The 25389-nt window shown below is 55.2% G+C and carries 23 protein-coding genes; 22 read left to right on the top strand and 1 reads right to left on the bottom strand.

The window, feature by feature from the left end:
• The first annotated feature begins 226 nt into the window (after positions 1–226).
• The 13 genes from KH813_RS00775 to rsmA all read left to right on the top strand — a co-directional run bounded on the left by KH813_RS00775 (position 227) and on the right by rsmA (position 15228).
• Complete coding sequence (locus tag KH813_RS00775) at positions 227–1051, top strand: Cof-type HAD-IIB family hydrolase (protein ID WP_303991991.1); 825 nt, start codon at positions 227–229, stop codon at positions 1049–1051.
• Complete coding sequence (gene rapZ / locus KH813_RS00770; protein ID WP_303991988.1) at positions 1041–1943, top strand: RNase adapter RapZ; 903 nt, start codon at positions 1041–1043, stop codon at positions 1941–1943. Before KH813_RS00775 ends, rapZ begins: the two co-directional genes overlap by 11 nt.
• 3 nt (positions 1944–1946) lie before the next feature.
• Positions 1947–3287 (top strand): YvcK family protein, encoded by a 1341-nt coding sequence (gene yvcK / locus KH813_RS00765; protein ID WP_303991985.1) that lies wholly within the window; start codon positions 1947–1949, stop codon positions 3285–3287.
• Positions 3288–3307: 20 nt separating this feature from the next.
• Positions 3308–4252, top strand: a complete 945-nt coding sequence (gene whiA / locus KH813_RS00760; RefSeq protein ID WP_303991983.1) for a DNA-binding protein WhiA — start codon at positions 3308–3310, stop codon at positions 4250–4252.
• A complete protein-coding gene (locus KH813_RS00755) occupies positions 4249–5367 on the top strand; it encodes a hypothetical protein (protein WP_303991981.1) in 1119 nt (372 codons plus the stop codon). Before whiA ends, KH813_RS00755 begins: the two co-directional genes overlap by 4 nt.
• A 173-nt stretch (positions 5368–5540) precedes the next feature.
• Positions 5541–6500, top strand: coding sequence for an aspartate carbamoyltransferase catalytic subunit (locus KH813_RS00750; protein WP_034437271.1), 960 nt, complete (start codon positions 5541–5543; stop codon positions 6498–6500).
• Positions 6484–7773, top strand: coding sequence for a dihydroorotase family protein (locus KH813_RS00745; RefSeq protein WP_303991977.1), 1290 nt, complete (start codon positions 6484–6486; stop codon positions 7771–7773). The genes KH813_RS00750 and KH813_RS00745 overlap by 17 nt, the downstream gene beginning before the upstream one ends.
• Positions 7770–8834 (top strand): glutamine-hydrolyzing carbamoyl-phosphate synthase small subunit, encoded by a 1065-nt coding sequence (gene carA / locus KH813_RS00740; RefSeq protein WP_303991975.1) that lies wholly within the window; start codon positions 7770–7772, stop codon positions 8832–8834. Before KH813_RS00745 ends, carA begins: the two co-directional genes overlap by 4 nt.
• Positions 8831–12049 carry a carbamoyl-phosphate synthase large subunit gene (gene carB / locus KH813_RS00735; RefSeq protein ID WP_303991973.1) on the top strand — a complete coding sequence of 1073 codons (3219 nt, stop codon included), beginning with the start codon at positions 8831–8833 and terminating at the stop codon, positions 12047–12049. The genes carA and carB overlap by 4 nt, the downstream gene beginning before the upstream one ends.
• Positions 12036–12797, top strand: a complete 762-nt coding sequence (locus KH813_RS00730) for a dihydroorotate dehydrogenase electron transfer subunit (protein WP_303991970.1) — start codon at positions 12036–12038, stop codon at positions 12795–12797. The genes carB and KH813_RS00730 overlap by 14 nt, the downstream gene beginning before the upstream one ends.
• A complete protein-coding gene (locus KH813_RS00725; RefSeq protein WP_303991968.1) occupies positions 12794–13720 on the top strand; it encodes a dihydroorotate dehydrogenase in 927 nt (308 codons plus the stop codon). Before KH813_RS00730 ends, KH813_RS00725 begins: the two co-directional genes overlap by 4 nt.
• Before the next feature lie 112 nt (positions 13721–13832).
• Positions 13833–14381: a ribonuclease M5 gene (rnmV, locus tag KH813_RS00720; RefSeq protein ID WP_303991965.1), complete on the top strand. Its 549-nt coding sequence runs from the start codon at positions 13833–13835 to the stop codon at positions 14379–14381.
• Entirely contained in the window at positions 14371–15228 is an 858-nt protein-coding gene (gene rsmA, locus KH813_RS00715; protein ID WP_303991964.1) for a 16S rRNA (adenine(1518)-N(6)/adenine(1519)-N(6))-dimethyltransferase RsmA, read from the top strand. The genes rnmV and rsmA overlap by 11 nt, the downstream gene beginning before the upstream one ends.
• On the opposite strand, the gene KH813_RS00710 is transcribed toward rsmA, so the two are convergent.
• Positions 15204–15773 carry a GDSL-type esterase/lipase family protein gene (locus tag KH813_RS00710; RefSeq protein WP_303991963.1) on the bottom strand — a complete coding sequence of 190 codons (570 nt, stop codon included), beginning with the start codon at positions 15771–15773 and terminating at the stop codon, positions 15204–15206. The two genes, rsmA and KH813_RS00710, sit on opposite strands and share 25 nt — an antisense overlap.
• A gap of 304 nt (positions 15774–16077) precedes the next feature.
• Between KH813_RS00710 and fsa the strand changes: the two genes are divergently transcribed.
• The 9 genes from fsa (at position 16078) to clpX (ending at position 25355) form a co-directional block, all read left to right on the top strand.
• A complete protein-coding gene (gene fsa / locus KH813_RS00705) occupies positions 16078–16731 on the top strand; it encodes a fructose-6-phosphate aldolase (protein ID WP_303991961.1) in 654 nt (217 codons plus the stop codon).
• Between the two features lie 12 nt (positions 16732–16743).
• Positions 16744–17706, top strand: a complete 963-nt coding sequence (glpX, locus tag KH813_RS00700) for a class II fructose-bisphosphatase (protein WP_303991959.1) — start codon at positions 16744–16746, stop codon at positions 17704–17706.
• A 142-nt stretch (positions 17707–17848) separates the two neighbouring features.
• Complete coding sequence (locus tag KH813_RS00695; protein WP_303991957.1) at positions 17849–18421, top strand: HD domain-containing protein; 573 nt, start codon at positions 17849–17851, stop codon at positions 18419–18421.
• A 384-nt stretch (positions 18422–18805) separates the two neighbouring features.
• The gene (serC, locus tag KH813_RS00690; RefSeq protein WP_303991954.1) at positions 18806–19882 is read left to right on the top strand and encodes a 3-phosphoserine/phosphohydroxythreonine transaminase; all 1077 of its coding nucleotides are present in this window, start codon (positions 18806–18808) and stop codon (positions 19880–19882) included.
• 74 nt (positions 19883–19956) lie between these two features.
• Positions 19957–20592: a histidine phosphatase family protein gene (locus KH813_RS00685; protein WP_303991951.1), complete on the top strand. Its 636-nt coding sequence runs from the start codon at positions 19957–19959 to the stop codon at positions 20590–20592.
• Positions 20593–20649: 57 nt separating this feature from the next.
• On the top strand, positions 20650–21939 hold the full coding sequence (gene serS / locus KH813_RS00680) for a serine--tRNA ligase (protein ID WP_303991948.1): 1290 nt from the start codon (positions 20650–20652) through the stop codon (positions 21937–21939).
• Between the two features lie 138 nt (positions 21940–22077).
• Complete coding sequence (gene tig / locus KH813_RS00675; protein ID WP_303991944.1) at positions 22078–23454, top strand: trigger factor; 1377 nt, start codon at positions 22078–22080, stop codon at positions 23452–23454.
• 41 nt (positions 23455–23495) lie between these two features.
• Positions 23496–24104, top strand: coding sequence for an ATP-dependent Clp endopeptidase proteolytic subunit ClpP (clpP, locus tag KH813_RS00670; protein ID WP_075939582.1), 609 nt, complete (start codon positions 23496–23498; stop codon positions 24102–24104).
• A gap of 9 nt (positions 24105–24113) precedes the next feature.
• A complete protein-coding gene (clpX, locus tag KH813_RS00665; RefSeq protein ID WP_075939583.1) occupies positions 24114–25355 on the top strand; it encodes an ATP-dependent Clp protease ATP-binding subunit ClpX in 1242 nt (413 codons plus the stop codon).
• The last annotated feature ends 34 nt before the right edge of the window (positions 25356–25389 follow it).

The raw sequence follows: 25389 nt of genomic DNA, 5'->3' as shown, positions 1-25389 counted from the left end.
TTCGGCCGCTTTTTTGTTGCGTTATTTACAATCGGATTTTGCCGATCGTCTGCCGAAGCAAAGCGCAGGTATAACAAGATCGCAGAAAATCTTTCGGCGACACTCAACTTTTTGTCAAAATACTCGCCGTAAAAAGAAGCGCAAAAGCGCGTTAAAAGACTGTCAAGTAAGGGCAACGAAAGATGGAACACGCCGCTCCGTGTTATAATACACTCGAGGTGATGAAGTGAATCCAAATATTCGTATGTTGGCGATCGACATGGACGGCACGCTGTTGCATGACGACACGACGATTTCGCCATACACACATGACATATTGACGCGGGCGCTGGCAGCCGGCGTTCGGGTGGTTGTGGCGACCGGGCGCATGTTTTGCTCGGCGCGACAACTGGCGACCGAACTCGGGCTGGGCGATGTGCCTCTGGTCACGTATTCGGGCGGCTTGATCGCCAAGTGCATTTCCGGTGAAATTTTATATCATGCGCCGATTCCGCTGGCCACCGCGCGCGAAATCGTGGCGACGGCGCGCGAGTTGGACGCGTTCGTACATGCCTATGTGCATGATGAATTGTGGGTGCGCTTTCGCGACCGGCGCGTTGACGATTACGAGAAACATTGCCGCATCGAAGCGAAAGTGATCGGTGCTGAAATGGATGCATTAGCAGCCGCGCCGACGAAACTTTTGATTAATGAACCCGATCCGCAAAAAATAGCGCGCATAGCCAAAGTATTGCGGGAAAAATTTGCCGGGCGGGTGCACTTTGTACAGTCATCGCCGATGTTCTTTGAAATGGTGGCGCCTCACGTCAGCAAAGGGGTCGCCGTCGAGCAGCTGGGACTTCGGTACGGTATCGGTATGAAACAGACGATGGGATTCGGCAACGCGCAAAATGATTTTGATCTGTTGCGTGCGGTCGGCTGGCCGGTGGCGGTCGCCAATGCCGTGCCGGAACTGAAAGCGGTAGCGGGGTATATTGCGCCGAGCAACAATGAGGACGGCGTCGCGAAAACAGTCGCGAAATATGTATTGGAGGCAAATGATGGCCGGTGATTTTCAGCTGATTATTATGACGGGCATGTCCGGGGCGGGAAAGTCTCGCGCGCTCCAAATTTTGGAGGACATGGGTTACTTTTGTGTGGACAATTTGCCGCCGGTACTGATTCCGAAATTCGCGGAAATCTGTCGCGAAGGCGGTCCGAAAGTCCAGCACGCGGCGCTGGTCGTCGACATTCGCGGCGGTGAATTTTTCGCGTCGCTCGTGGACGCGCTGCAACAATTGGCGGCGGGCGGTTACCATTACCGGCTGCTCTTTTTGGACGCGACGGATAATGTGCTGGTGCGCCGCTATAAGGAAACCCGTCGGGCGCATCCGCTGGCGCCGCGCGATCGTATTTTGCAGGGCTTGCAAAAAGAGCGCGCGCTTTTGCGTGGCATTAAGGAGCAAGCGAACTCGGTGATCGATACGAGCGAACTTTCTTTGCAGGGATTGAAGGGTCTGTTGCAGCAGCAGTTTAAAAATTACAGCACGGCGGAAGGGTTCAACATTACGGTGGTGTCGTTCGGATTTAAGTTCGGAACGCCGCTGGATTTGGATATGATGCTGGATGTGCGTTTCTTGCCGAATCCTTTTTACTTGGAAGAATTAAAACACTCGTCGGGACGGGTACCGGCGGTGAGCGAGTATATCGGCAAGTGGGATGTCACCAAAGAATTCATGCAAAAACTCACGGAATTGGTCGATTTTCTCACGCCGCACTATGAGCAGGAAGGTAAACAACAGTGGATTATCGGTGTCGGCTGTACCGGTGGCATGCATCGTTCCGTTTGGGTAGCCGAAGCGCTTTCCCGTCACTTCAAAGAAGCGGGGTACAGCGTGTCGACGGAGCACCGCGATTTATTTAAAAATGACGTGCACGAGGATTACGCGCCGGCAAAGGAGTAGCTTATGTGGCATTCGGCATGGCGCTGGCTCTATCCGGGGCTGCGCATCAAGCGCTGGGTCCTGCTCTTTTCGGTAGGACTTCTGTTCTTGGTCTTAGGTCTGACAACAATTATTAACTACCAGGTTTTCGGCGTACTGGAAGAATTTTTGTTCCGCGTTCTTTACGAGACGACGGGACGTTACAATTACACATTGCTCGCCGGCGTCGGGGCGATCCTGATCATCGTCGGCGCGCTGGTCATGATTTTCTCGTTCCAGCGTCTGATGCAGCGTATTTTGCAGAGTATCGCGCCGGAAGGCTCCGGCAAAGTCAGTCAGATGATGTTGGAGCGCGCGCGGCGGGATCGCGGTCCGGCGATCGTCTCCATCGGCGGCGGCACCGGCCTTTCGAAACTGCTGCGCGGTTTGAAAACGAAAACCTCCCATCTGACAGCGATCGTCACCGTCGCCGACGACGGCGGCTCATCGGGACGTTTGCGCGAGGAAATGGATATTATCGCGCCGGGAGATTTGCGTAACTGCCTGGTGGCTATGGCGGACAAAGAAAGTCAGATGGAATACATTTTCCAACACCGTTTCGGCGGCACAGGGGAACTTGCCGGTCACAGTTTGGGGAATCTTTTCCTGGCGGCATTGATGGAAGAATATAAGGATCCCGTTTTGGCACTCGAAGCGGCAAGCGAAATTTTGAACGTGCGCGGGGAAGTGGTGCCGGCGACGACCGAACCGGTGCGTTTGCGCGCGGAAATGACGGACGGCGTCTGCGTAATCGGTGAGTCCGAAATTCCGGAGTACGGCGGTCGTATTCAACGGCTGCATATTTTACCGGATATGCCGCAGGCGGTGACGGCAGCCTTGGAGGCGATCGAAGCGGCGGATGTCATCACGCTTGGGCCGGGGAGTCTTTACACGAGTATTTTACCGAATCTTTTGGTGCCAGAAATTGCGACCGCCTTACGACGCAGTGACGCCACCAAAATTTATATCTGCAACGCGATGACCCAACCCGGGGAAACGGACGGTTATACGGTGGCGGATCATTTGCGGGCGTTGATCGATCATATCGGGCCGGGAGTGGCGGATTACGTCTTGGTGAACGATTACGAGCCGGCCGGCGAAGTGCTCGAACGTTACGCGGCTATGGGTTCCTATCCCGTGATCTGCGACACCGAAGCGGTGCAGGCGCTGGGCGTCAAAGTCGTGCGCGCGAAACTGATCGCGGACGGTATGACGGTAAGCCATGCGCCGGACCTGGTCGCCGATGCGATTGTGAACATGGTGCACGCGGTGCAGTCGGATCTTCATCCGCAATTATTGGATTACTATTTCGATCGCAGTTTATAAGCGTCAGAAAGGAGGCGGCGATGTCCTTTGCCGAACAAGTAAAAGACGAATTGGCGCGAGTGGTGCCGACGGAAGTCGATGCCCGTCGCGCGGAACTCACCGCCTTATTGCGCATGGGAGGATCGCTGGTCATGGGGAACGGCGGCGCGGGCATTCGGTTTGTGACGCATCATAATCCGACGGCGCGCAAAATGCTGACCTATGTCAAAGCAACGGGCGGTATCGTGCCGCAGGTGATGGTGCGGCGCGGCAATAAATTGCGCAAGAAAAATGTCTACACATTGACGATTTTACCGGGACCGGTCGGCCAGCGTTTTCTGGAAGAATTGGGATTACTGCCCGTGACCGAGATCCGTGACGATGAAATGTTTCGCGGTCGGGAAACCCGTCGCGCTTACTTGGCCGGCGCTTTTTTAGGCGGTGGCTCGGTCAATCGTCCGCAAGGTGATTACCATTTGGAATTCGTCACGGAGTCCGTCGCTTTCGCGAAAACCTTGGTGCGCATGCTTAAAACCTTTCGTCTGCAGGGGCGAATCGTCGAACGCAAAGACGATTACATCGTTTATCTTAAAACGGGAGAAAGCGTGGCGCGGTTGTTGCAGATTATGGGCGCGGATCAGGCGTTACTGGAATTTGAAAATGTCCGCGTGTTGAAAGATATGCGGAATCAGGTCAACCGCGTGGTCAATTGCGAGACGGCCAATTTACAAAAAACGGTAGACGCCGCGGTGCGACAGCTGCGTGACATCGAACTGATCCGCAGCGTGCAGCCGCTGCACACCTTGCCGCCGCGTTTGAAAGAAGCGGCGGAACTGCGGTTGGCGCATCCTGATGTGCCGCTTCGGGAACTGGCCGGTTATACCGATAAAAAAATGACAAAATCAGGATTGTATCACCGATTCAGAAAATTGTCGGATCTTGCGGACGCATTGCGGGCTCAAGGTCAGGACAGGGGGAAATCATGAAGCAAACCTGGAAGAATTGGCTCAATATTGTCGGCGGAATGCTGGTAGCGTCGTTAGTCAACGGTCAGGCGGAAGCGTATCCCGCTGCGGAGTTATCCTCTTGGCAGGCGCCGTATGAAGGGGAAGAGCAGGCGGCGATACGTAGGGATGACAGCGCGACCTTGGTGTTTTCCGACAGTCCGGAGTATGTCAAGGGGGAAGGTCTGCTTTGCCAAGGAACGATTGACGGCCATGGACGGCTTTACTTTTACCATGTCAACGGATCTCCGCGGCCGATGCAATTGGTGGTGTATGCGCTCTCCGAAAACGCTGACGCGGCGATCGGCGTGACGCGGGAAGTAGTCGGCATGCCGGACAGCTTTTATACCCGCCACGGTCGGGAATTATCGCGCAAAGAACTTTTCGCGCCGGCGGCGCAGCGGGTGTTGCGCCTGACGGAAGGGCGGCCTGAACTGCTGCTCCAAGAAGAACGGATTGTCGTGCAGCCGGGTGAATTGATTTCAGGCATTTTGGACTTGGAAACGTCAGCTCCCGTCAATGTGCGAGTCGCCATGCTTGGCACTTCACGCACCGCGTTGCACCGCTTGGCGTACTTACCGTCCTTAGAACACGATGCGGCGCATGACCGCGGCACCTTTCCCGCTACGGCGCGCGAAGTCGAGCTCGCACCGTATCGTCCGGATCGGGACGGCATGCGTGTCATTCATTTGGCCGACGGTACTCGCGATCCCTATCTTGTCGGGCGCGATGAAATCACCGGACGCGAAGTGACCTTACGCGGTAATTACGGCATGACGTATACCATTAAAATTCCTCTCATCGGACTGGGGCCGGTGGATCTCTTTTTCAATCCGCAGGGAGGAGGCTATGCCGGCGATATGGCAATCGAAGCCAACGGCCGTTGGCGACCGGTATCGCTCGCGGGCCATTACCAAAAACGCGCTATCGGTACCGATACGGTGCGGGATACGATTCATCTCGGAACGTTTCCTACCGAAAGCACGGTGACGGTTACATGGACGCCGGCGGGGGCGTCTTTCCTGCCTGTACGGATATGGCTGGTACCGCACACCATGGGCGCTTCCCAAGTCGCTCGCGAGCAGGAAAACGATTGACAAAAGAACCGGCAATGAGTACAATAGTACAGAAAACATTACCGCTTGCGAGCGGTGGTGAGAGCATCTTTTAAACTGGTCCCGTGAGGCTAGTAAGGGTGGTCGTAGCTGTGTTTGCTATGCAACCTCTTTGTCCCGGGACAAAGAGGTTTTTTTCATGAGGAGGCAACAGCATGGTCGACTGGCAAGGCCGTTCGCTGATTGATTTGGCGTCACTCACGGCGGCGGAAATCGAAGCGATTTTGACGCAAGCTCTGGCAATGAAGAAATTCATTGCGAGCGGCGCCAAAAAAACGGATTTATTACGGGGCAAAGCGATTGTCAATGTGTTTTCGGAAAATTCGACACGCACGCGCAGTTCCTTTGAGCTCGCGGGGAAGTACCTCGGGGCGGATGTCATTAACATCAATAAAAGCACCAGTTCAATGACCAAGGGCGAAAGCCTCCGCGATACGTTGTTGACGGTGGCGGCGTTGGCGGCGGACGCGATCGTCATGCGTCATGAAGCATCGGGCGCCGCGGCCTATGCGGTGGAAATCGGTAAACGTTTCCCGCATTTTCCGGTCGTTATCAATGCCGGTGACGGTTTGCACGCGCATCCGTCGCAGGGACTTTTGGATCTCTTCACCGTGCGGGAACAGAAAGGCAAGATTAAAGGACTTAAATATGTTATCGTCGGCGACATTCTGCACTCGCGCGTCGCGCGCAGCGATCTAGCCGGCTTTACCAAACTCGGAGCCGAAGTGCACATGGTCGGCCCGCGTACGTTGGTGCCGCGCGAATTCGCCGAGCTCGGCGCGATCCTGCACACGGATCTGAAAGAAGCGCTGCGGGACGCTGATGCGATTCAGATTTTGCGCTTGCAAAACGAACGCGCGGCGGCCGGTTTTATTCCGAATAATCGCGAGTATGCCCGCACCTACGGGATCTCGAGCGCATTGTTGCAAGAGGTGGCGCCGGACGCGATGATCATGCACCCGGGCCCGATTAATCGCGGCGTGGAAATTTCGCATGAATTGGCGTATGCGCAAAACGCCTTTTTACAGACGCAGGTCAAAAACGGCGTATGCGTACGGATGGCTATTTTAAATGAAGTATTGAATGGGGGTAACGGCATTGAAGCGCTTGCTTAAGAACGGCACGATTATTAATCCCGCCGCAGGTCAAAAGGCGGTCGGCGATGTGCTTTTTGAAGACGGTAAGATACTCAGTGTCGGCGAAACCATTACGGCGACCGACGGCGTCGAAGTGATTGATGTAACCGATTGCTACGTCACGCCGGGTTTGATTGATATGCACGTGCATTTGCGCGAACCGGGGCAGGAAGCGAAAGAATCCATGACAACCGGTACGCAGGCGGCGGCGGCCGGCGGGTTCACGCGCGTTGCCACTATGGCCAATACCACGCCCGTCATTGATGACCTCGTCACTTTTAACGGTGTCAAAGAACGCGCCCGCGCGGAAGGACGCGTGAAAGTGGACATCATCGGCGCGGTTTCCCAAAATTTGGAAGGACGCGTTTTAAGCGACATGGGCGATCTGGCGCTCGCCGGCGCCGTGGCGTTTTCGGATGACGGGCACTATGTGGAAAGCGCGGACTTCATGCGCCGCGCGATGGAATATGCCGACACCTACGGCAAAATGATCATCGACCATGCGGAAGATTGGACGATGGCGGCGCAGGGTTTTATGCATGAAGGCAAAGTTTCGACGGCGCTGGGCGTTGTCGGACGACCGCGCGCGGCGGAAGATATCGCCGTTGCTCGCGACATTTTGCTTGCCGAAATGACGGGCGCGCATATTCATATCGCGCACGTGAGCTCCGCGCATGCCGTGGAACTCATTCGGGCGGCGAAACAACGCGGTGTCCGCGTTACCTGTGAAGTGACGGCGCATCATTTGGCGCTGACGGATGCCGAAATTCAAAATTACGACGCGGCGTTTAAAGTGGCGCCGCCGTTACGTGAAGAAGACGATCGTCAGGCGCTGCTGGCAGCGCTGGCGGACGGCACGATCGATGCGATTGTGACGGATCATTCGCCGCATGCCGATGAAGAAAAAGACGTACCGTTCTGCTGCGCGCCGAACGGCATGAGCGGCTTGGAAACATCGCTCGCCGCCGTCATTACGTACGCGCTTACCCCCGGTCACATCGACTGGGAGCGGCTGGTCGACGCGATGTCCGTGCAGCCGGCGCGACTTTTGCAGAGGGAAGCGGGCGTGCTGAAAGCGGGCGCGCCGGCGGACATTACCGTCATCGCGCCGCAGAGCCAATGGACGGTGAAACCGGAAAAATTATATACGAAATCTCTATTTTCTCCGTTCGCGGGCAAGACCCTGACCGGTCGCGCCGTGCAGACGTGGGTGGACGGTGAACAGGTAATGCGGGAAGGAGCTGTACGATGAAAGAAGGATATCTGTACTTGGCGGACGGCCGGAAATTTCCGGGTTACCTTGTCGGCGGACACAGTAAAGCGGCGGAAGTCGTTTTTAATACGGCGATGACAGGCTATGAGGAGTCCTACACGGATCCTTCCTATACCGACCAGATTTTGACGTTGACCTATCCTCTGATCGGTAACTACGGTGTCAATCACCACATTTGGCAGGGCGAAAGACCGTCGATTTCGGGCGCTATCGTTTCGGAATTGACACGTTTCCCGAGCAACTGGGAAAGCGAAGATTCGCTGGGCCGATTTTTCAAGGCGAATCAGATTCCGGTGCTGATTGGCGCGGATACCCGGGCGATCACCCGCGCGATTCGTAAAGAAGGCACACCGATCGGGGTGCTTGCGACAGCCGCGGAAGAAAATTATGTGAAAGAAGCGCTTGCGCATCCTTTGCCGCAGGATCAGATCGCGCGCGTGACAACGCCGGTCGCTTATAAAATGGGCGAAGGCCGGTTGCGAGTTACCGTCATCGACTGCGGTATTAAACGGCGCATGCTGGATCATCTCGTGGCGGCCGACTGCCACCTGACGGTCGTGCCGGCGCAGACCAAAGCGGCGCAGATCCTCGCGACCCAACCGGACGGCGTTTTCATCAGTAACGGCCCGGGCAACCCCGCGGATGTACCCGATACGATCCAGACCCTGAGTGAGCTCGTCGGTAAAGTGCCGATGTTCGGTATTTGCATGGGCCATCAGTTGCTCGCGCAAGCGTTGGGCGCAGTCACGTTTAAATTGCCCTTCGGTCATCGCGGCGCGAACCACCCGGTCATCGATCTTGCCACGAAAAAAATCACGATGACGGCGCAAAACCACGGTTACGCCGTCAGTGAAGAAAATTTCCCGGCGGAGCTCGTGGTTACGCACCGTTCGTTGAATGACGGTACGATCGAAGGCTTCCGCCACCGCACGCTGCCGATTCAGGGCATTCAGTACCATCCCGAAGCGGCGCCGGGACCGACGGACAACGAATACTTATTTACGGATTGGATGAAAAGCCTGAAAGGAGAACGCGCATGAGTAAAGAAATTAAGAAGGTTCTCGTGATCGGCTCCGGCCCGATCGTCATCGGTCAGGCCGCGGAATTCGACTATGCCGGCACACAGGCTTGCCTGTCGTTAAAAGAAGAGGGCTGTGAAGTCGTTCTGATCAACAGCAACCCGGCGACGATCATGACGGATACGGATATCGCCGATCGCGTGTACATCGAACCGCTGACGCTCGATTTTGTCACATCGGTCATCGCGCAGGAACGTCCGGACGGGATTCTGGCGACACTGGGCGGTCAAACCGGTTTGAATCTCGCGATGGAACTTTTCGACAAGGGCATCTTGGAAAAATACGACGTGGAACTTTTGGGCACGCGCATGGACGCGATCCGGCAGGCGGAGGACCGCGAATTATTTAAGGAAGCGATGCAGCAAATCGGTCAACCTGTGCCGGAAAGCCGCACTTGCAACACGTTAAACGAAGCGTTGACTTTTGCGGAAACGATCGGTTACCCGCTGATTATTCGTCCGGCGTTTACATTGGGCGGCACCGGCGGCGGCGTCGTACACAACGAAACGGAAATGCGCGAAATCGGTCAGCGCGGTTTGGTGCTGAGCCCGATTCACCAAATTTTGGTGGAACGCTCGGTCGCCGGCTGGAAAGAATTGGAATATGAAGTCATGCGTGACAGCGATGACAACTGCATCATTATTTGTAATATGGAAAATATTGATCCGGTCGGGGTCCACACCGGCGACAGCATCGTCATCGCGCCGAGCCAGACGCTGACCGATAAGCAGCATCATATGTTGCGCACGGCGTCGCTCGATATTATTCGGTATTTGGAAATTGAAGGCGGCTGCAACGTTCAGTACGCGCTCGATCCGCATTCGAATCAGTACTATGTCATCGAAGTCAATCCGCGCATGAGCCGCTCGTCCGCGCTCGCGTCCAAAGCGACCGGTTATCCGATTGCGAAAGTGGCGGCGAAAGTGGCGCTCGGCAAATCGCTCGGTGAAATCGAAAACGCCGTTACCGGCAAGACGAAAGCGGCGTTTGAACCGACGCTCGACTACATCGTCATTAAAATTCCGCGCTGGCCGTTTGAAAAATTCAATCTGGCGGATCGCGAACTCGGTACGCAGATGAAAGCGACCGGCGAAGTCATGGCGTTGGCGACGAATGTCCCCGCCGGTCTGCAGAAAGCGGTGAGATCGCTCGAAACCGGCACGGATTCGCTCTATTTGCCGAAGTTGGAACACTTGTCCCACTACGATATCAAAATGCTTTTACGGCGCGTGGACGATGAACGGCTTTTCGTCATTGCCGAAGCGTTGCGGCGTGGGTTTGACGTGCAGGAAATTTACCACACGACCAAGATTGACCCGTTCTTTATCACGCAGATCCAGCGCATCGTCAACTGCGAACGCAAGCTGATGAACGAAGGCTTGACGCAGGAATATGTGGAATTAGCGAAGTACCTCGGCTTTTCGGATCACCGCATCGCGCAACTGACGCATGTGGAAGAAAGCGAAGTAGCCGCGTTGCGCAAACAGAAACATATTACCGCCTCGTATCGCATGGTCGATACCTGCGCGGCGGAATTTGATGCGGCATCGCCGTACTACTACTCGGCGTACGGCGTGGCCGATGAAGTCACTCCGCAGGAACACAGCGTCATGGTTCTCGGTTCGGGTCCTATCCGCATCGGTCAGGGCGTGGAATTCGACTACTGCTCCGTGCAGGCGATTCGTGCGTTGAAACGGTACGGTTATCGTTCCATCATGGTCAACAATAACCCGGAAACGGTTTCCACCGACTTTGATATGTCCGACGCTCTGTATTTTGAACCGCTGGTGCCGGAGGACGTTTGCCAGATTATTGAAAAAGAACAGCCGCAAGGCGTTATTACTCAGTTTGGCGGGCAGACCGCGATTAATTTGGCGGGGAAACTCGCGGCGCACAACGCGCCTTTGTTGGGGACCGATGTTGACGGCGTAGATCTGGCGGAAGACCGCAAACGCTTCGACGCATTGCTCGAATCGCTCCACATCGAACGTCCGCGCGGTTGTATGGTGACATCGCTTGCGGAAGCGCACGAAGCCACCAAAAAATTGAAATATCCGCTGATCGTACGGCCGAGTTATGTGCTCGGCGGACGCGCGATGCAGATCGTTTACCAACCGCGCGAACTCGATACCTACCTGCGGGAAGCCGTAGTCGCATCGTCCGAGCATCCGGTTTTGATTGATGAATACCTCGTCGGCCGCGAACTCGAAGTCGATGCGTTGTGCGATGGTGAAAACGTCTTTATCCCGGGCATCATGGAACAGATCGAACGCGCGGGCGTTCACTCGGGCGACAGCATCGCCGTATTCCCTCCGCAACATATTGATCAGGCCAAAATCGATGAAGTGGTCGAACATACGGAACGCATTGCGCGCGCGTTGGACATTCGCGGCATTGTCAATATCCAATACATCATTGCCGGCGGGAAATTGTACGTGATCGAAGTCAATCCGCGCTCAAGCCGCACGGTGCCCTTCATGAGTAAAGTGACGGGTTACAACCTGATCGCGCTTGCGACCGGTATTTGTGTCGGCAAGACCTTGCCTGAACTCGGCATCACGCCGGGGCTGGCGCCGACGCCCGATTATGTAGCGGCCAAAGCGCCGGTATTCTCGTTCGCTAAACTTGGTCTGGTAGAAATCGCGCTCGGACCGGAAATGAAATCGACCGGTGAAGTCATGGGAATCGGCAAAACGTATTCCGACGCGTTGTATCGCGCGATCGTCGGCGCGTACATGGGCATTCCCGACGGCGGCAACGTGCTGATTACGGTCAGCGACCGCGATAAAGAGGAAACCGCGCAACTCGCTGCGGAGTTTGTCGAACACGGGTACCACATTATGGCTACGCACGGCACGGGCAGCTACTTGGAAGAAAAAGGCATCCCCGTACAAATCGTCAATAAAATGCATGAAGGCGGCGACGTCACTTGCGCGACATTATTGCGTGACGGTTCCGTCGACATGGTGGTCAATACAATCACGTACGGCAAACGTCCGGAACGCGAAGGTTTCCGTCTGCGTCGAATGGCCGTCGAACTCGGTATTCCCTGCGTGACCTCGCTCGACACGATGCGCGAAGTAGTGCGCGTGTTGCGCGAACGGAAAAACAATGATTTGCCGAGCGTCAAAGCCATTCAGGACTACCAAAAGGAGCGGCGTCATGAACGCGCTTGAAGTCGGACCGATTCGGACGAATGAACGCGTTTCTGCCGATATGTATCGGCTGGTGGCGGAGCTGCCGCGTTTGGCGCAGACGACACGGCCGGGTCAGTTTTTACACGTGCGCACGGCGCGCGGCTGGGATCCGTTGCTGCGGCGTCCGTTTTCGCCGTCGCGCGTCGATCGCGAAAACGGACTGGTCGAAATGGTCTATCGCGTTGTCGGCCGCGGCACGGAGTTGATGACGCGGATGCGCGCGGGCGATGAAATCGATGCGCTCGGTCCGCGCGGCACGACATTTACGCTGGACGGAAAAATGTTGATGGTCGGCGGCGGGGTGGGGATCGCTCCGATTCTTTTCGCCGCGCAACAGGCGGCGGCGGGAACCGCTACCGTCATCATCGGCGGTCGCAGTCGGGAAGAACTGTTTTGGCAGGACTATTTTCCCGATACGATCAATGATTTGTTACTGACTACGGACGACGGTTCGGTCGGCCATCACGGTTATGCGGTGGATCTTGTGCCGGCATTGCTCGCATCCGGCGAGTTTGATCGGGTGCTTTGCTGCGGGCCGACCATTTTGATGAGTAAAGTCGCCGCCGCGGCGTATGCGGCCGGTGTGCCTTGCGAAGTTTCGTTCGAACGACGGATGGGTTGCGGCACCGGCGGCTGCTACGCCTGCGTGTGCGATCGTAAGGACAGAACGCATGCGAAAGTATGTCAGGAAGGTCCTGTTTTTGACAGCCGGGAGGTGATCCTGTGAGCGCGAATATAGCCGTCAATTTTTGCGGGGTCACGATGGCGACGCCGATTATCGCCGCCTCGGGCACGTTCGGATTCGGACTCGAATATACGCCCTATCTTGACTTGGATCAGGTCGGCGCCGTATCGGTCAAGGGACTGACACGGGAACCGCGACGCGGCAATGCGGGTGTGCGGATTGCCGAAACGCCGGCCGGAATTTTAAATTGCATAGGTTTGGAAAATCCCGGCGTAGAAGCGTTTTGCACGGATATTTTGCCGCAGATTCACGCCGCGTCGTCCATTCGCGTGATGGCGAATATTTCCGGCAATACGGTGGCGGATTACGCGTACATGGCGGAACGTCTGAATGATGAGCCGGTCGATTTTCTGGAAGTGAATATTTCCTGCCCGAATGTCAAAAAGGGCGGGATGAGTTTCGGTGTTGATCCGCACGCGGCGGCGGAAGTGACGCGCGCGGTCAAAGAACACACGCGGCTTCCTGTCGTCGTGAAGTTGAGCCCGAATGTGACGGATATCCGCGTCATCGCGAGCGCCGTGGAAGAAGCGGGCGCGGATGCGGTATCGCTGGTCAATACTTTTATGGGTCTGGCGATTGATGCGAAAACGCGGCGGCCGCTGCTGGGCAACGTCACCGGCGGACTTTCCGGCCCGTGCGTTAAGCCGATGGCCTTGCGTTTGGTCTGGGAAGTCGCGCAAACGGTCCATATTCCGATTTGCGGTTTGGGCGGGATCATGACCGGGTTGGACGCCATCGAATTCATGATGGTCGGCGCGGACTGCGTTTCCGTCGGCACGGCGACGATGCGCGATCCGTCAGCCTGCGTAAAAATCGCGGGCGAAATGGCCGCCTGGTGTGATGCGGAAGGTGTCAAAGATATTTCGGAAATCGTCGGCACGTTGCGTATTCCGGGTGAAAGCTGAAAAATCCCGTCGACTGACGGGATTTTTTTGTGGAAAGGATATGGCGTGGTAAAAAGTCGCAATACGTGTCGTACACGTTTAATTTTTCCGCGCGCTATGCTACACTTTTATTATGAAAATCAAAGAAGTCATTATTGTTGAAGGAAAATCGGATATTGCCCGCGTGCGTCAGGCGGTAGATGCGGAAATCATTCCGACATACGGATTTGGCCTGAGCCCGGAAACGCTTTCGGATATTGAAGCGGCGTACCGGCGGTGCGGAATTATTATTCTCACCGATCCGGACGGCGCGGGGGAGCGTATTCGTCGCTATTTGACGCAGCGCTTTCCGGAGGCCAAGCATGCGTTCGTGCCGAAAGAGGACGCGATTGCCAACGATGATTTGGGCATCGAACAGGCGAGCCCCGAGGCCATTCGCAGCGCTCTCAGCAAAGTGCGCAGCGTCGCGCCGACGAATGAGGCGCATTTTACGGTGGCGGATTTGTGGCAGGCGGGCGCGGCGGGTACGCATGATGCGGCCGCACTTCGGGCGCGTCTCGGCGCGCGGCTCGGCATCGGTTACGCGAATGCCAAACGTTTTTTGGTGCGTCTGAATCATTACGGCGTCACCCGTGAAGAATGGGCGCAAGCTCTTCGGGAGGAGCAGACCGATGGAATATGAACTCGCACGCAAAGGAACGGTTCGTCGCCTGACCGAGCATTTCGGTTTACGCATGCAAAAAAAATGGGGACAGAATTTTCTGATTCGTCCCGAGGTTGTTGAAGACATTGTCGACGCGGCGGAACTCGGACCCGATGACCGTGTTTTGGAGATCGGTCCCGGCATCGGCACGCTGACGCAGGGATTGGCGCGCACGGGAGCGCAGGTCACGGCGGTGGAATTGGATCCGAAACTGCCGGAAATTTTGGCGGAAACGCTCGCGGCGTATCCGAATGTGCGAATTGTCCTGGGAGATATTTTGAAAACGGACGTGCGCGCGCTGATGGGGGATGAACCTTTTACCGTCGCGGCCAACTTGCCGTACTATATTACGACGCCGATTCTGATGTACCTTTTGGAGCAGAAGTTGCCGCTGGTGCGTCTGGTGCTGATGATGCAGCGCGAAGTGGCGGAACGTTTGGCGGCAAGCCCCGGTACGAAAGCGTACGGCGCGATCACGCTCGCGGTGCAGTACTACACGGAAGCGCACGTGCTTTTCGATGTCGAACCGGAATCGTTTTGGCCGGCGCCGAATGTCGTCTCAAGCGTCGTGGAGTTTATTCCGCGCAAGCAACCGCCGGTGGACGTGCGGGATGAAAAATTACTTTTCCGTCTGGTGAAAATCGCCTTCGCGCAACGCCGCAAAACGTTTCGTAATAATATAAAAGCCGCCGGCTATGAGTCAGCGACGGCAGATGCGTTGTTGGCGCGGGCGGAGATCGACGGCGGTCGCCGCGGCGAAACATTCAGTTTGGAAGAATTCGCGCGCCTGGCCAACGTGCTTTACGAGTGGGAAGGGGCAAAATAAGTTTGCGCGCGCTTCGCCATTTTGGCGTAGCCGTAGATGTTCGGATGGACTCCGTCATCGTATTCGTTGGAGGCAAGAAGACGGCGAAAATCGAGTGTCGCCTGCGGAAATGCGCGCACGAGCGCATCACCGTATTCTTGGAACGCGGCGACCGCGTAAGGAAAGGCGGGCGCGCTTTGCCAGCCGGTGTAGATCGCCTCTTTTGTAATCTCCGGCGGAATGCCGATGACGATGGGCAATGCGGCATGAGCGGACGCGAATGCAGTGATTTTTCGGACGAGCGGTCGGATATCCACCGGCTGCTCGTTTTCTGCGTCTTGCATGATATCGTTGCTGCCCGCCATTAAAAACAACAGATCATACGCGCCGGGTTCGCGCAACGTTCGTTCGGCGCGTTGCAGTACCTGATCCAGTCCCGCGCCGCACATGCCCAAGTTGGTGACCTGCAGGTCGGGTAACGCCGCGGCCAATTTGGTCAGCCAGCGGGAAGGCATCGGCACGTCAAAGCCGTAGGTTAAGCTGTCGCCTGCTGCGAGTAAATGCATGGTTTCACCTCGCGTTCATTGTAGCGGGCGTACAACTCGGTTTCAAGTCGGCGGCGCGCTTCATTTCGTGCTACAATGAGGATAACAAACCGACCTTACGGTCAAGGAGGCGATTTCTATGCGGATAATCTTATTTCTGATCGGCATGGCATTCTTGATGCCGGTAATTTTCATTACGGTTTTGACGGTTTTCTTTTGGAAATATTTGGCGAGCCGAAAAAAATGCTCGCAGGAGAACTGTGACAAAGCGTAATGATGTCGTTTGTGCTACAATAAATATCGATTGTGATGAAGGGTGAACGGAATGAAATTTTTTATTGATACGGCGATTGTGGATGAAATTCGCGCGGCGCACCGCCTGGGAGTGGTGGCCGGCGTAACGACGAACCCGTCGCTGATGGCAAAAGCGGGCCAGGACCCCAAAGAAGTTATCCAGGAAATAGCTTCTTTTGTGAACGGTCCGATCAGCGCGGAAGTATTGGCGGAAGACGCGGACGGCATGGTGCGCGAAGGTCGCGAATGGGCGAAAGTGGCGCCGCAAGTAACGGTCAAGGTACCGCTTACCGCGGAAGGTTTGGCGGCCACACGCGTATTGGCTGACGAAAGCGTCAAAGTCAATGTCACGTTGATTTTTAACGCGAGCCAGGCGCTTTTAGCGGCGCGTGCGGGCGCTGCGTTTGTCAGTCCCTTCATCGGACGGCTGGATGATATCGGCTCGAACGGGTCAGATCTCGTGCGCACGATTGCGACGATTTTCAAAGAACATCATATTGCAACGGAAATTATCGCAGCGAGCATCCGACGCCCGCTCGATATTACCGAAGCCGCTCTGGCGGGAGCGCACATCGCGACGGTCCCGTATAAAGTGCTTCTGGCGGCGCTCGAGCACCCGCTGACGAAAACTGGGATCGAGCGTTTTGCGGAAGACTGGCGGCAAGTGACACAAAAGACAAAGTAGGAGGCGCAAGTAATGGACAGGATTTTGACATTGGAATTTGTACGGGTGACCGAGGCGGCGGCGATCAAATGCGGACGCCTGGTCGGTCGCGGCGATAAGATCGGCGCCGATCAGCTCGCTGTTGACGGTATGCGCAGCGAATTTGAAAAGGTGCACATCGACGGTGAAGTCGTAATCGGCGAAGGGGAAATGGACGAAGCGCCGATGCTTTACATCGGTGAAAAGGTAGGCCTCGGCGGTGACGCGGTGGATATCGCGGTCGATCCGCTCGAAGGTACCAACCTGGTCGCCAAAGGACAAAACGGCGCCATTGCGGTACTCGCGATTGCTCCGCGCGGTTGCCTTTTGCACGCTCCGGATATGTACATGGAAAAAATCGCGGTCGGACCGCGTGCGGCCGGACGCATTGATATCAACGCGCCGGTCAAAGAAAATCTGCGCCGGGTTGCGGAAGCGATGGAACGCTCGGTCGATGACTTGAGCGTCGTCATCTTGGATCGGGAACGGCATGCCGATATCATTCGTGATTGCCGTGAAGCGGGCGCGCGAATTCGTTTGATCACGGACGGCGATGTCACGCCGGCGATCGAGGTCGGCATTGAAGGTTCGGGTGTGCATATGCTCATCGGTACCGGCGGCGCGCCGGAAGGCGTTTTGGCCGCGGCCGCTTTGAAATGCCTTGGCGGCGATATGCAGGGACGTTTGGTGCCGCACAGCGATGAAGAAGTACGTCGCGCCAAAGAAATGGGCGTCGCGGATATTCATCAGATATTTACTATTGATGACCTTGTGAAAGGCGACGACTGCATTTTCTCCGCTACCGCGATTACACCGGGCAATACGTTGCGCGGTATTCAGTATTTCGGCGGCGGCGCGCGTACACAGACCGTCGTGATGCGCTACAAGACGGGCACCGTTCGTTTTGTCGACACCATTCATAAATTCGGTAACCGCGGCATGAGCATTAAACTGTAAAAAACAGTCGGTAAATCATACGTAGCATCCGGTTTTGCCGGAGTATAAAAAGGAGCGGCGGCGGCCGCTCCTTTTTCGTGTCTGTTTTGTGTTTGCCGACAATGCGTGATATAGTGATGAAAAACGAAAAGGGAGTGTTGCAATGAAACCGACACGGGAACAGGCGAAACAACTTTTACTGGAATACACGGACTCCCAGGCACTTATTCGCCACGCGCTGCAAGTGGAAGCGGCGATGTTGCATTTCGCCGATTATTTCGGTGCGGAGAACCGGGAAAAATGGGGCGTGATCGGTCTTTGCCATGATTTGGATTATGATCGCTATCCGGATCAGCACTGCGCGGTGACGAAGCAGATTCTGGAAAAAGAAGGTTGGGACGAAACCTATATTCGCGCCATTATGTCGCACGGTTACGGCATGGTGACGGATGTCAAACCGGAAACGACGCTGGAAAAAACACTCTATGCGGTGGATGAACTCACGGGCATTATCAATGCCGCCTGTCTGCTGCGGCCGAGCAAATCGGTATTGGATCTGACGGTGAAATCGCTCACGAAAAAATTTAAGGATAAACATTTCGCCGCCGGTTGCAATCGTGATGTGATTACACAGGGTTGTGAAATGCTCGGTATGGAGCGCCAGGAATTTTTTGCGGAAACAATCAAAGGTTTACAGGAACGCGCGGAAATCGTCGGCCTGAAAGGCAACATATAAGTCGAAAAAAGCGGTGCATACCGCTTTTTTGTGCGTATGCAATGGCGCGTGTTGACATTCGCGAGGCTTTGTGATACGCTTTGGCTAATTAAAAAAGCAATGCCACGAAGGAGAATATCCGTAACCGAAGGCACAGAGAGCAGGCGGTGGTGCAAGCCTGTCCGTACGTTACGAGGTTCCGCTCCGGAGCAACAGGTGAAGAGCCTGGCGGGCACGCCCGATACAGCGTAACAAAGTTGGCCGTAGGCAATTTGGGTGGCACCGCGAGATCTCTCGTCCCAGTGAGGATGGGAGCTTTTTTATTACCGAAAATATTGGTCACATTCCGCTCGTTATTCACGACATGGTGCGCGCTATGAAGAGTGCGAGCGGGGGAGGATTTATATGATGGAACGCGCATTTAATTTTCATGCCGGACCGGGCGCGCTGCCGGCAGAAGTACTTCAACAGGCCGCCGCGGAAATGATGAACTACCGTGACACCGGCATGGGCGTTATGGAGCTTTCGCATCGCAGCGACGTGTATAATCGTTTGCATCAGGACGCGCGGCAGCGATTGCGTAAATTGCTCGCGATACCCGCGACGCACGATGTTCTTTTTCTGCAGGGCGGCGCCAGTCATCAATTCGTGATGATTCCGGCGAATTTCGCCCAAGGCGGTCGGCTCGGCTATGCCGATACCGGCATCTGGGCCAACAATGCGATGCAGCAGGCGAGTTTGTACGGCGCGACTTACAAAGTGACGGACGCGAGCGCGGGCGGGTACCGTACGATTCCCATGGATTTCCATGTGAAAGAAGACACATCTTATGTGCATATTACGTCGAATAATACGATTTACGGTACGGCGTACCGGAACTTTCCGAAGCTCGACGCGCCGCTCGTCGCCGATATGAGTTCGGATTTGCTGTCGCGGCCGCTTGATGTCGGACAGTTCGGCTTGATTTATGCGGGCGCGCAAAAAAATATCGGGATCGCCGGCGTGACGATCGTCATTATTGATCGCGACTGGATGGCCAAAGGCAATGAACGCTTGCCGAAAATTTTACAATACCGCACGCATGCCGAGGCGGACTCGATTTTCAATACGCCGCCGACGTACGCGATATATGTTTTGGGACTCGCGTTGCAATGGGTCGAAGCGCAGGGCGGTGTGGCGGAAATGGACCGTCGCGCGCAGGCGAAGTCCGAGCGGATCTATGAAGTGCTCGATCGCTACCCCGAAGTCTATCGGCCGCACGCCGAACGCGCTTGTCGATCGCGGATGAACGCGGTGTTTACATTGTGTGACGAAGCCGAGACGGAGGATTTTGTGCGGGCGGCGGCCGCCGCCGGTTTTGTCGGCATCCAAGGGCATCGTCGCGTCGGCGGGTTGCGCATCTCGCTCTACAATGCCGTACCCCGGGAAGGGGTCGAAAAACTGGCCGACTGGCTGGACGATTATGCGCAACGCCATCGGTAACGAAACGTATATTTCATGCGCAACGGCGCGGCCGATGAGCGCCGGAACGGCAAAAAGAGACGGGAGGGATGCCGATGTTACGATTGTTGTTAGCGCGGCACGGCGAGACGAAATGGAATCTTGAAGGACGCTACCAGGGGCAGGTCGATACCGAACTTTCCGACCTCGGGCAAACGCAAGGCGAAAAGCTTGGCGAGAGTTTACGCGCGGTGCCGATCGACGCGGTATTGGCGAGTCCGTTGCGCCGCGCGCGGGAGACGGCGGAGTATTGCGCGAAGTGGCACGGACTTCCCGTCGTTGCCGACGCGGATCTGACGGAGATCGCTCACGGCGCCTGGGAAGGGAAATTGGTGGCGGACGTAGCGCACGCCGACGGTGATCGGCTCACCGCCTGGCGCACAAAGCCGCAGACGGTGACGATGCCGCAAGGCGAATCGCTGCATGATGTCGCACGGCGTGTCGAGCGCGCGTTGGCGCGCTACCGTACGCAGTATGACGGTAAAACGCTGCTGGCAGTGGCGCATGACGCGGTGAACAAGGTGGCGCTTTGCCGGATTCTCGGGCTCGACTTCAGCCATTTTTGGCAGATTCAACAGGATAACGGTTGCGTCAATGTGCTGACTTACGACGGCGGCTGGCGAGTGCTCGCGGTCAATGTCAATACGCACCTCGGTTATTTGTACAGTCAAACGGAGCAAAAAAGCCTTTAATACCGTCTTTACAAAGACGTGAGATAAAGTTGTTTAGAAATAAAAAGGAGCGATATTATGCTGGATATCAAATGGATTCGTGAAAATGCCGATCGCGTACGGGAAAATTTGAAAAATCGTCATCATGACGCCGATGTGGATGAAATTATCCGCTTGGACGAAGAACGCCGCACGCTGCTCGCGGAAGTGGAGAAATGGAAAGCCGACCGCAACGCGGCGAGCAAGGAAATTGCCAAATGCAAAAAAGAGGGCGGCGACGCATCCGAGATTATCGCCCGTATGAAAAAAGTCAGCGATGCGATCACGGGCCATGATCAACGGTTGCGTGACGTGGAAGAAAAACTTCATCAACAGATGCTTGAAATTCCGAATATTTGCGATGCCAGCGTACCGGTGGGCGAAGATGAAAACGATAATGTCGAAGTGCGTCGCTACGGTACACCGCGCGAATTCGGCTTTGAAGTGAAAGCCCATTGGGATATCGGCGCGGGTCTGGGTATTTTGGATCCGGAAACGGCCGCGAAAGTTACAGGCACGCGCTTCCACTACTACCTCGGCGCGGGCGCGCAACTGGAACGCGCGGTGTACAATTTCATGTTGGATATGCACACGCAGGAATTCGGCTTTACCGAAGTGATTCCGCCGTACATCATCAATGAAGACAGCATGATCGGTACCGGTCAGCTGCCGAAGTTCGCGGAAGACATGTTCAAATTGGAAGGCCTGCCGTACTACTTGACACCGACGGCGGAAGTGCCGCTGACGAACTTCCATCGCGATGAAATTATCAACGGCGAAGTTTTGCCGCAGCGGCTCTGCGCTCTTACGCCGTGCTTCCGCGCGGAGGCGGGATCGGCGGGACGTGATACGCGCGGTCTGATTCGCCAGCACCAGTTCCACAAGGTGGAAATGGTCAAATTCGCGAAGCCGGAAGAATCCTACGAGGAACTTGAATCCATGACGCTCGAAGCGGAACAGATTTTGCGCCGACTGGCGTTACCGTATCGCGTCATCACTCTTTGCACCGGTGATATCGGTTTCTCCGCCGCGAAGACATATGATATTGAAGTGTGGATGCCTGCCCAGGAAACCTATCGCGAAATTTCTTCCTGCTCGAACTGCGAAGCGTTCCAGGCGCGTCGTGCCAACATCAAATTCCGTCGCAGCGCCAAAGATAAACCCGAGTACGTACATACTTTGAACGGTTCGGGTCTTGCCGTCGGGCGCACGGTCGCGGCGATTTTGGAAAACAATCAGCAGCAGGATGGCTCGGTCATCGTACCGAAAGCCCTGCGTCCGTACATGCACGGCTTGGAAGTGATCACGCCGGTTAAGCCGCTGCGTTAATCGTATTGCTGTATCTTTTACTGACAACCGCCCCGCTCAAGGGGCGGTTGTCAGTTTGATGGTTATATGGTAATATTTATTTTATGAGTATATGAAAATGAGATTGCTATGACTGCATTTAAAGGAGGACATATTTAGATGAAAGTAGAAGTTAAACCGGTAGATCAGCACCAGGTATCTTTGTTGATTGAAGTACCGGCAGATGCTGTTAACCAAGGTATCCAATCGGCAGTGCAACGCATCAGCAACCAGGTAACCATTCCGGGTTTCCGTAAAGGCAAAACGCCGCGCAAAATTTTGGAAGCGCATTTCGGTAAAGACGCGATCATGGCGGAAGCCAGCGATCTGATCGTCAATAAATACTACGACGAAGCGTTGCGCGAACAGAATTTGGTGCCGGTCACCCGCGCCGATATCGACGTAGAACAGTTTGAAGAAGGCAAGGACATGAAATTCAAAGCCACCTTCATCAAAAAACCGGAAGTCAAATTGGGCGACTACAAAGGATTGGACGTCGAACATAAACATCAGAAAGTCACCGATAAAATGGTCGACGAACAGTTGGAAGCCATTGCCAAACAGCATGCCAAACTGACCGTTGCCGAAGGCGCGGAATTGGCGAATGGCGATTTGGCGATGATCGACTTCAAAGGCTCGATCGACGGCAAACCGTTTGACGGCGGCGAAGGTAAATCCTATCCGCTCGAAATCGGTTCCGGCAGCTTTATTCCGGGCTTTGAAGAACAGCTGATCGGTCACAAAGCGGGCGATGAAGTGACGGTCAAAGTACAGTTCCCGAAAGAATATTTCGTGCAGGAACTCGCCGGCAAAGATGCGGAATTTGCGGTCAACGTGTTGGACGTAAAACGCCGTGAAATGCCGGAATTGAACGACGAATTTGCGAAAACCGCGAGCTCGTTCGAAACGCTTGCTGAATTGAAAGCAATGGTTCGTCAACAGATGCAGGAGCACATTGACAACCATGACCGCGAAGAGTTCCAGAACAAGCTGATCAAAACGGCAGTGGACAACGCGGAAACGGATATTCCGAATGCGATGGTGGAAAGCCGCATCGATCAGATAATCGAAGAGCTCAAGCTGAATTTGGAAAGCCGCAACATGAAGTTTGAAGACTACTTGGAACAGTCGAAAAATTCGCTGGACAAATTGCGTGAAAACTATCGCGAAGCGGCTCTTACCAATGTCAAAACGGACTTGGTACTGGAAGCTGTTTGCCAGGCGGAAGATATTCACGTAACGCCGGAAGATATGAACATGGAAGTGTACCAGATGGCGCAGAACTTCGGCGCCGATCCGAAAGATGTCTGGGGCATTATCCAAAAAGAAGGACGCATTTCGATGCTCGCGGGTACCGTAGCGCGTCGTAAAGCAGCGGCCTTCATCATCAACAACGCGAAACATGATCACGAAGAAGTAGCGGAAAAAGCAGCGACGAAAGAAGCTGCTGAAGATGCAGACAACGAAGAAAAGGACGCTGAAAAAGCGAAAAAATAAGACCGTCGTTTTCTTCCGTAAAGAATAACGAGGTGGATTCATTGAATTATGTACCGATTGTGGTAGAGCAAACGGCGCGGGGCGAACGTTCCTATGACATTTACTCCCGCCTGCTCAAAGACCGTATTGTCTTTTTAGGGGGTCCGATTGACGACAATGTCGCCAACATCGTGATCGCTCAACTGTTATTTTTGGAAGCGGAAAGTCCGGATAAAGACATTCACATCTATGTGAATAGTCCCGGAGGCGTCGTTACTGCAGGTCTTGCGATTTACGACACCATGCAATACATCAAGCCCGACGTCTCGACGATTTGCGTCGGTTCGGCCGCCAGCATGGGCGCCGTTCTCTTGGCGTCCGGCGCGACCGGCAAACGCTACGCGTTGCCGCATTCGCGCGTGATGATTCATCAGCCGCTCGGCGGCGTGCAGGGACAGGCGACGGAGATTGAGATCCATGCCCGCGAAATCCTGCGCATGCGTGAAGAATTGAACAACATTTTGGCACGCCACACGGGGCGTACGCTCGATGAAATCAATAATGATACCGAACGCGACCATTTCCTTTCGGCGGAAGAAGCGCTGAAATACGGTCTGGTTGACGAAGTTCTCGATCGTCCGTTGCCCCCGCCGGGTGTCGCGACGAAATAAGGAGGACATGTGCGCAATACTACTGCTACACCACCGGTCTGCAGTTTTTGCGGCCGGTCCAACGATGAAGTCAAAAAATTAATCGCCGGTCCCGGGGTCTATATCTGCGATGAATGCATCGGCGTGTGCGAACACATTTTACAAGAAGAATTGCGCGCCGAACACAAGGCGGGCGCGGAAGAACTGGTAGTACCGTTACCGCGTGAGATTAAAGACCAACTGGACCAATACGTCATTGGTCAGGAGGACGCCAAAAAAAGTTTGGCGGTCGCCGTGTACAACCATTACAAACGGTTGCAGAGCGATGTCGATTCCGATGACGTTGAATTGCAAAAATCCAATATCGTGCTGATCGGTCCGACCGGCAGCGGTAAAACGCTGCTCGCGCAAACGCTGGCGAGGTTTCTGAATGTGCCGTTCGCGATTGCCGACGCGACCAGTCTGACGCAGGCGGGATATGTCGGCGACGACGTGGAAAATATTTTGCTGCGGCTGATTCAGGCGGCGGATTATGATATTGAACGCGCGCAACGCGGGATCATCTATATCGACGAGATCGATAAAATCGCGAAACGCACGGAAAACACATCGATCACGCGCGACGTTTCCGGGGAAGGCGTGCAACAGGCGTTGCTCAAGATTTTGGAGGGGACTGTCGCAAGCGTTCCCCCACAGGGCGGGCGCAAGCATCCCAACCAGGAAATGATCATGATCGATACGACGAACATTCTCTTCATTTGCGGCGGCGCGTTTGACGGGATCGACCGTTACATTTCGCGACGTATGGCGAAAAAGACGATCGGTTTCGGCGCGGATATCGTCCGCAAAGAGGAAAAGAATGTGGCGGAAATTCTGACGCATGTGCAGCCGGAAGACCTTCTGAACTTCGGTTTGATTCCCGAGTTCATCGGTCGTTTGCCCGTGCTTGTCACGCTCGATCCGTTGGATAAAAAAGCCTTGCTCAGAATTTTGACGGAGCCGAAGAATGCGCTTGTCAAGCAATACCGTAAATTGCTGGAAATGGACGGCGTGGACCTCACCTTTACGCCGGACGCGCTTTCCGCCATTGCCGACGAAGCGCTCGCGCGCAACACCGGCGCGCGCGGTTTGCGAGCCATCATTGAGAAAGTGATGCGCAACGTGATGTTTGAGGTGCCGACGCTGAAGAACGTGAAGCAGGCGACGGTGACAAAAGAAACCATTCAGGACGGAGCGGAGCCGGAACTGGTATATCGCTCGCAGGTTGAGTAAAAACGGGTTCCTCCGGGAACCCGTTTGTTTTATA

Origin of the sequence: Negativicoccus succinicivorans, assembly GCF_018373335.1 — a bacterium.
Taxonomy (GTDB): Bacteria; Bacillota; Negativicutes; order Veillonellales; family Negativicoccaceae; genus Negativicoccus; species Negativicoccus succinicivorans_A.
The sequence above is the reverse complement of the archived record's forward strand: the minus strand, read 5'-3'. Positions and strand labels throughout refer to the sequence as shown.

Excerpts from the sequence above, each read along its gene's own strand:
- rapZ (WP_303991988.1), top strand. The coding sequence starts at position 1,041 with ATGGCCGGTGATTTTCAGCTGATTATTATGACGGGCATGTCCGGGGCG.
- yvcK (WP_303991985.1), top strand. The coding sequence starts at position 1,947 with ATGTGGCATTCGGCATGGCGCTGGCTCTATCCGGGGCTGCGCATCAAG.
- whiA (WP_303991983.1), top strand. The coding sequence starts at position 3,308 with ATGTCCTTTGCCGAACAAGTAAAAGACGAATTGGCGCGAGTGGTGCCG.
- KH813_RS00755 (WP_303991981.1), top strand. The coding sequence starts at position 4,249 with ATGAAGCAAACCTGGAAGAATTGGCTCAATATTGTCGGCGGAATGCTG.
- KH813_RS00750 (WP_034437271.1), top strand. The coding sequence starts at position 5,541 with ATGGTCGACTGGCAAGGCCGTTCGCTGATTGATTTGGCGTCACTCACG.
- carA (WP_303991975.1), top strand. The coding sequence starts at position 7,770 with ATGAAAGAAGGATATCTGTACTTGGCGGACGGCCGGAAATTTCCGGGT.
- carB (WP_303991973.1), top strand. The coding sequence starts at position 8,831 with ATGAGTAAAGAAATTAAGAAGGTTCTCGTGATCGGCTCCGGCCCGATC.
- KH813_RS00730 (WP_303991970.1), top strand. The coding sequence starts at position 12,036 with ATGAACGCGCTTGAAGTCGGACCGATTCGGACGAATGAACGCGTTTCT.
- rnmV (WP_303991965.1), top strand. The coding sequence starts at position 13,833 with ATGAAAATCAAAGAAGTCATTATTGTTGAAGGAAAATCGGATATTGCC.
- rsmA (WP_303991964.1), top strand. The coding sequence starts at position 14,371 with ATGGAATATGAACTCGCACGCAAAGGAACGGTTCGTCGCCTGACCGAG.
- KH813_RS00710 (WP_303991963.1), bottom strand. The coding sequence starts at position 15,773 with ATGCATTTACTCGCAGCAGGCGACAGCTTAACCTACGGCTTTGACGTG.
- fsa (WP_303991961.1), top strand. The coding sequence starts at position 16,078 with ATGAAATTTTTTATTGATACGGCGATTGTGGATGAAATTCGCGCGGCG.
- glpX (WP_303991959.1), top strand. The coding sequence starts at position 16,744 with ATGGACAGGATTTTGACATTGGAATTTGTACGGGTGACCGAGGCGGCG.
- KH813_RS00695 (WP_303991957.1), top strand. The coding sequence starts at position 17,849 with ATGAAACCGACACGGGAACAGGCGAAACAACTTTTACTGGAATACACG.
- serC (WP_303991954.1), top strand. The coding sequence starts at position 18,806 with ATGATGGAACGCGCATTTAATTTTCATGCCGGACCGGGCGCGCTGCCG.
- KH813_RS00685 (WP_303991951.1), top strand. The coding sequence starts at position 19,957 with ATGTTACGATTGTTGTTAGCGCGGCACGGCGAGACGAAATGGAATCTT.
- serS (WP_303991948.1), top strand. The coding sequence starts at position 20,650 with ATGCTGGATATCAAATGGATTCGTGAAAATGCCGATCGCGTACGGGAA.
- tig (WP_303991944.1), top strand. The coding sequence starts at position 22,078 with ATGAAAGTAGAAGTTAAACCGGTAGATCAGCACCAGGTATCTTTGTTG.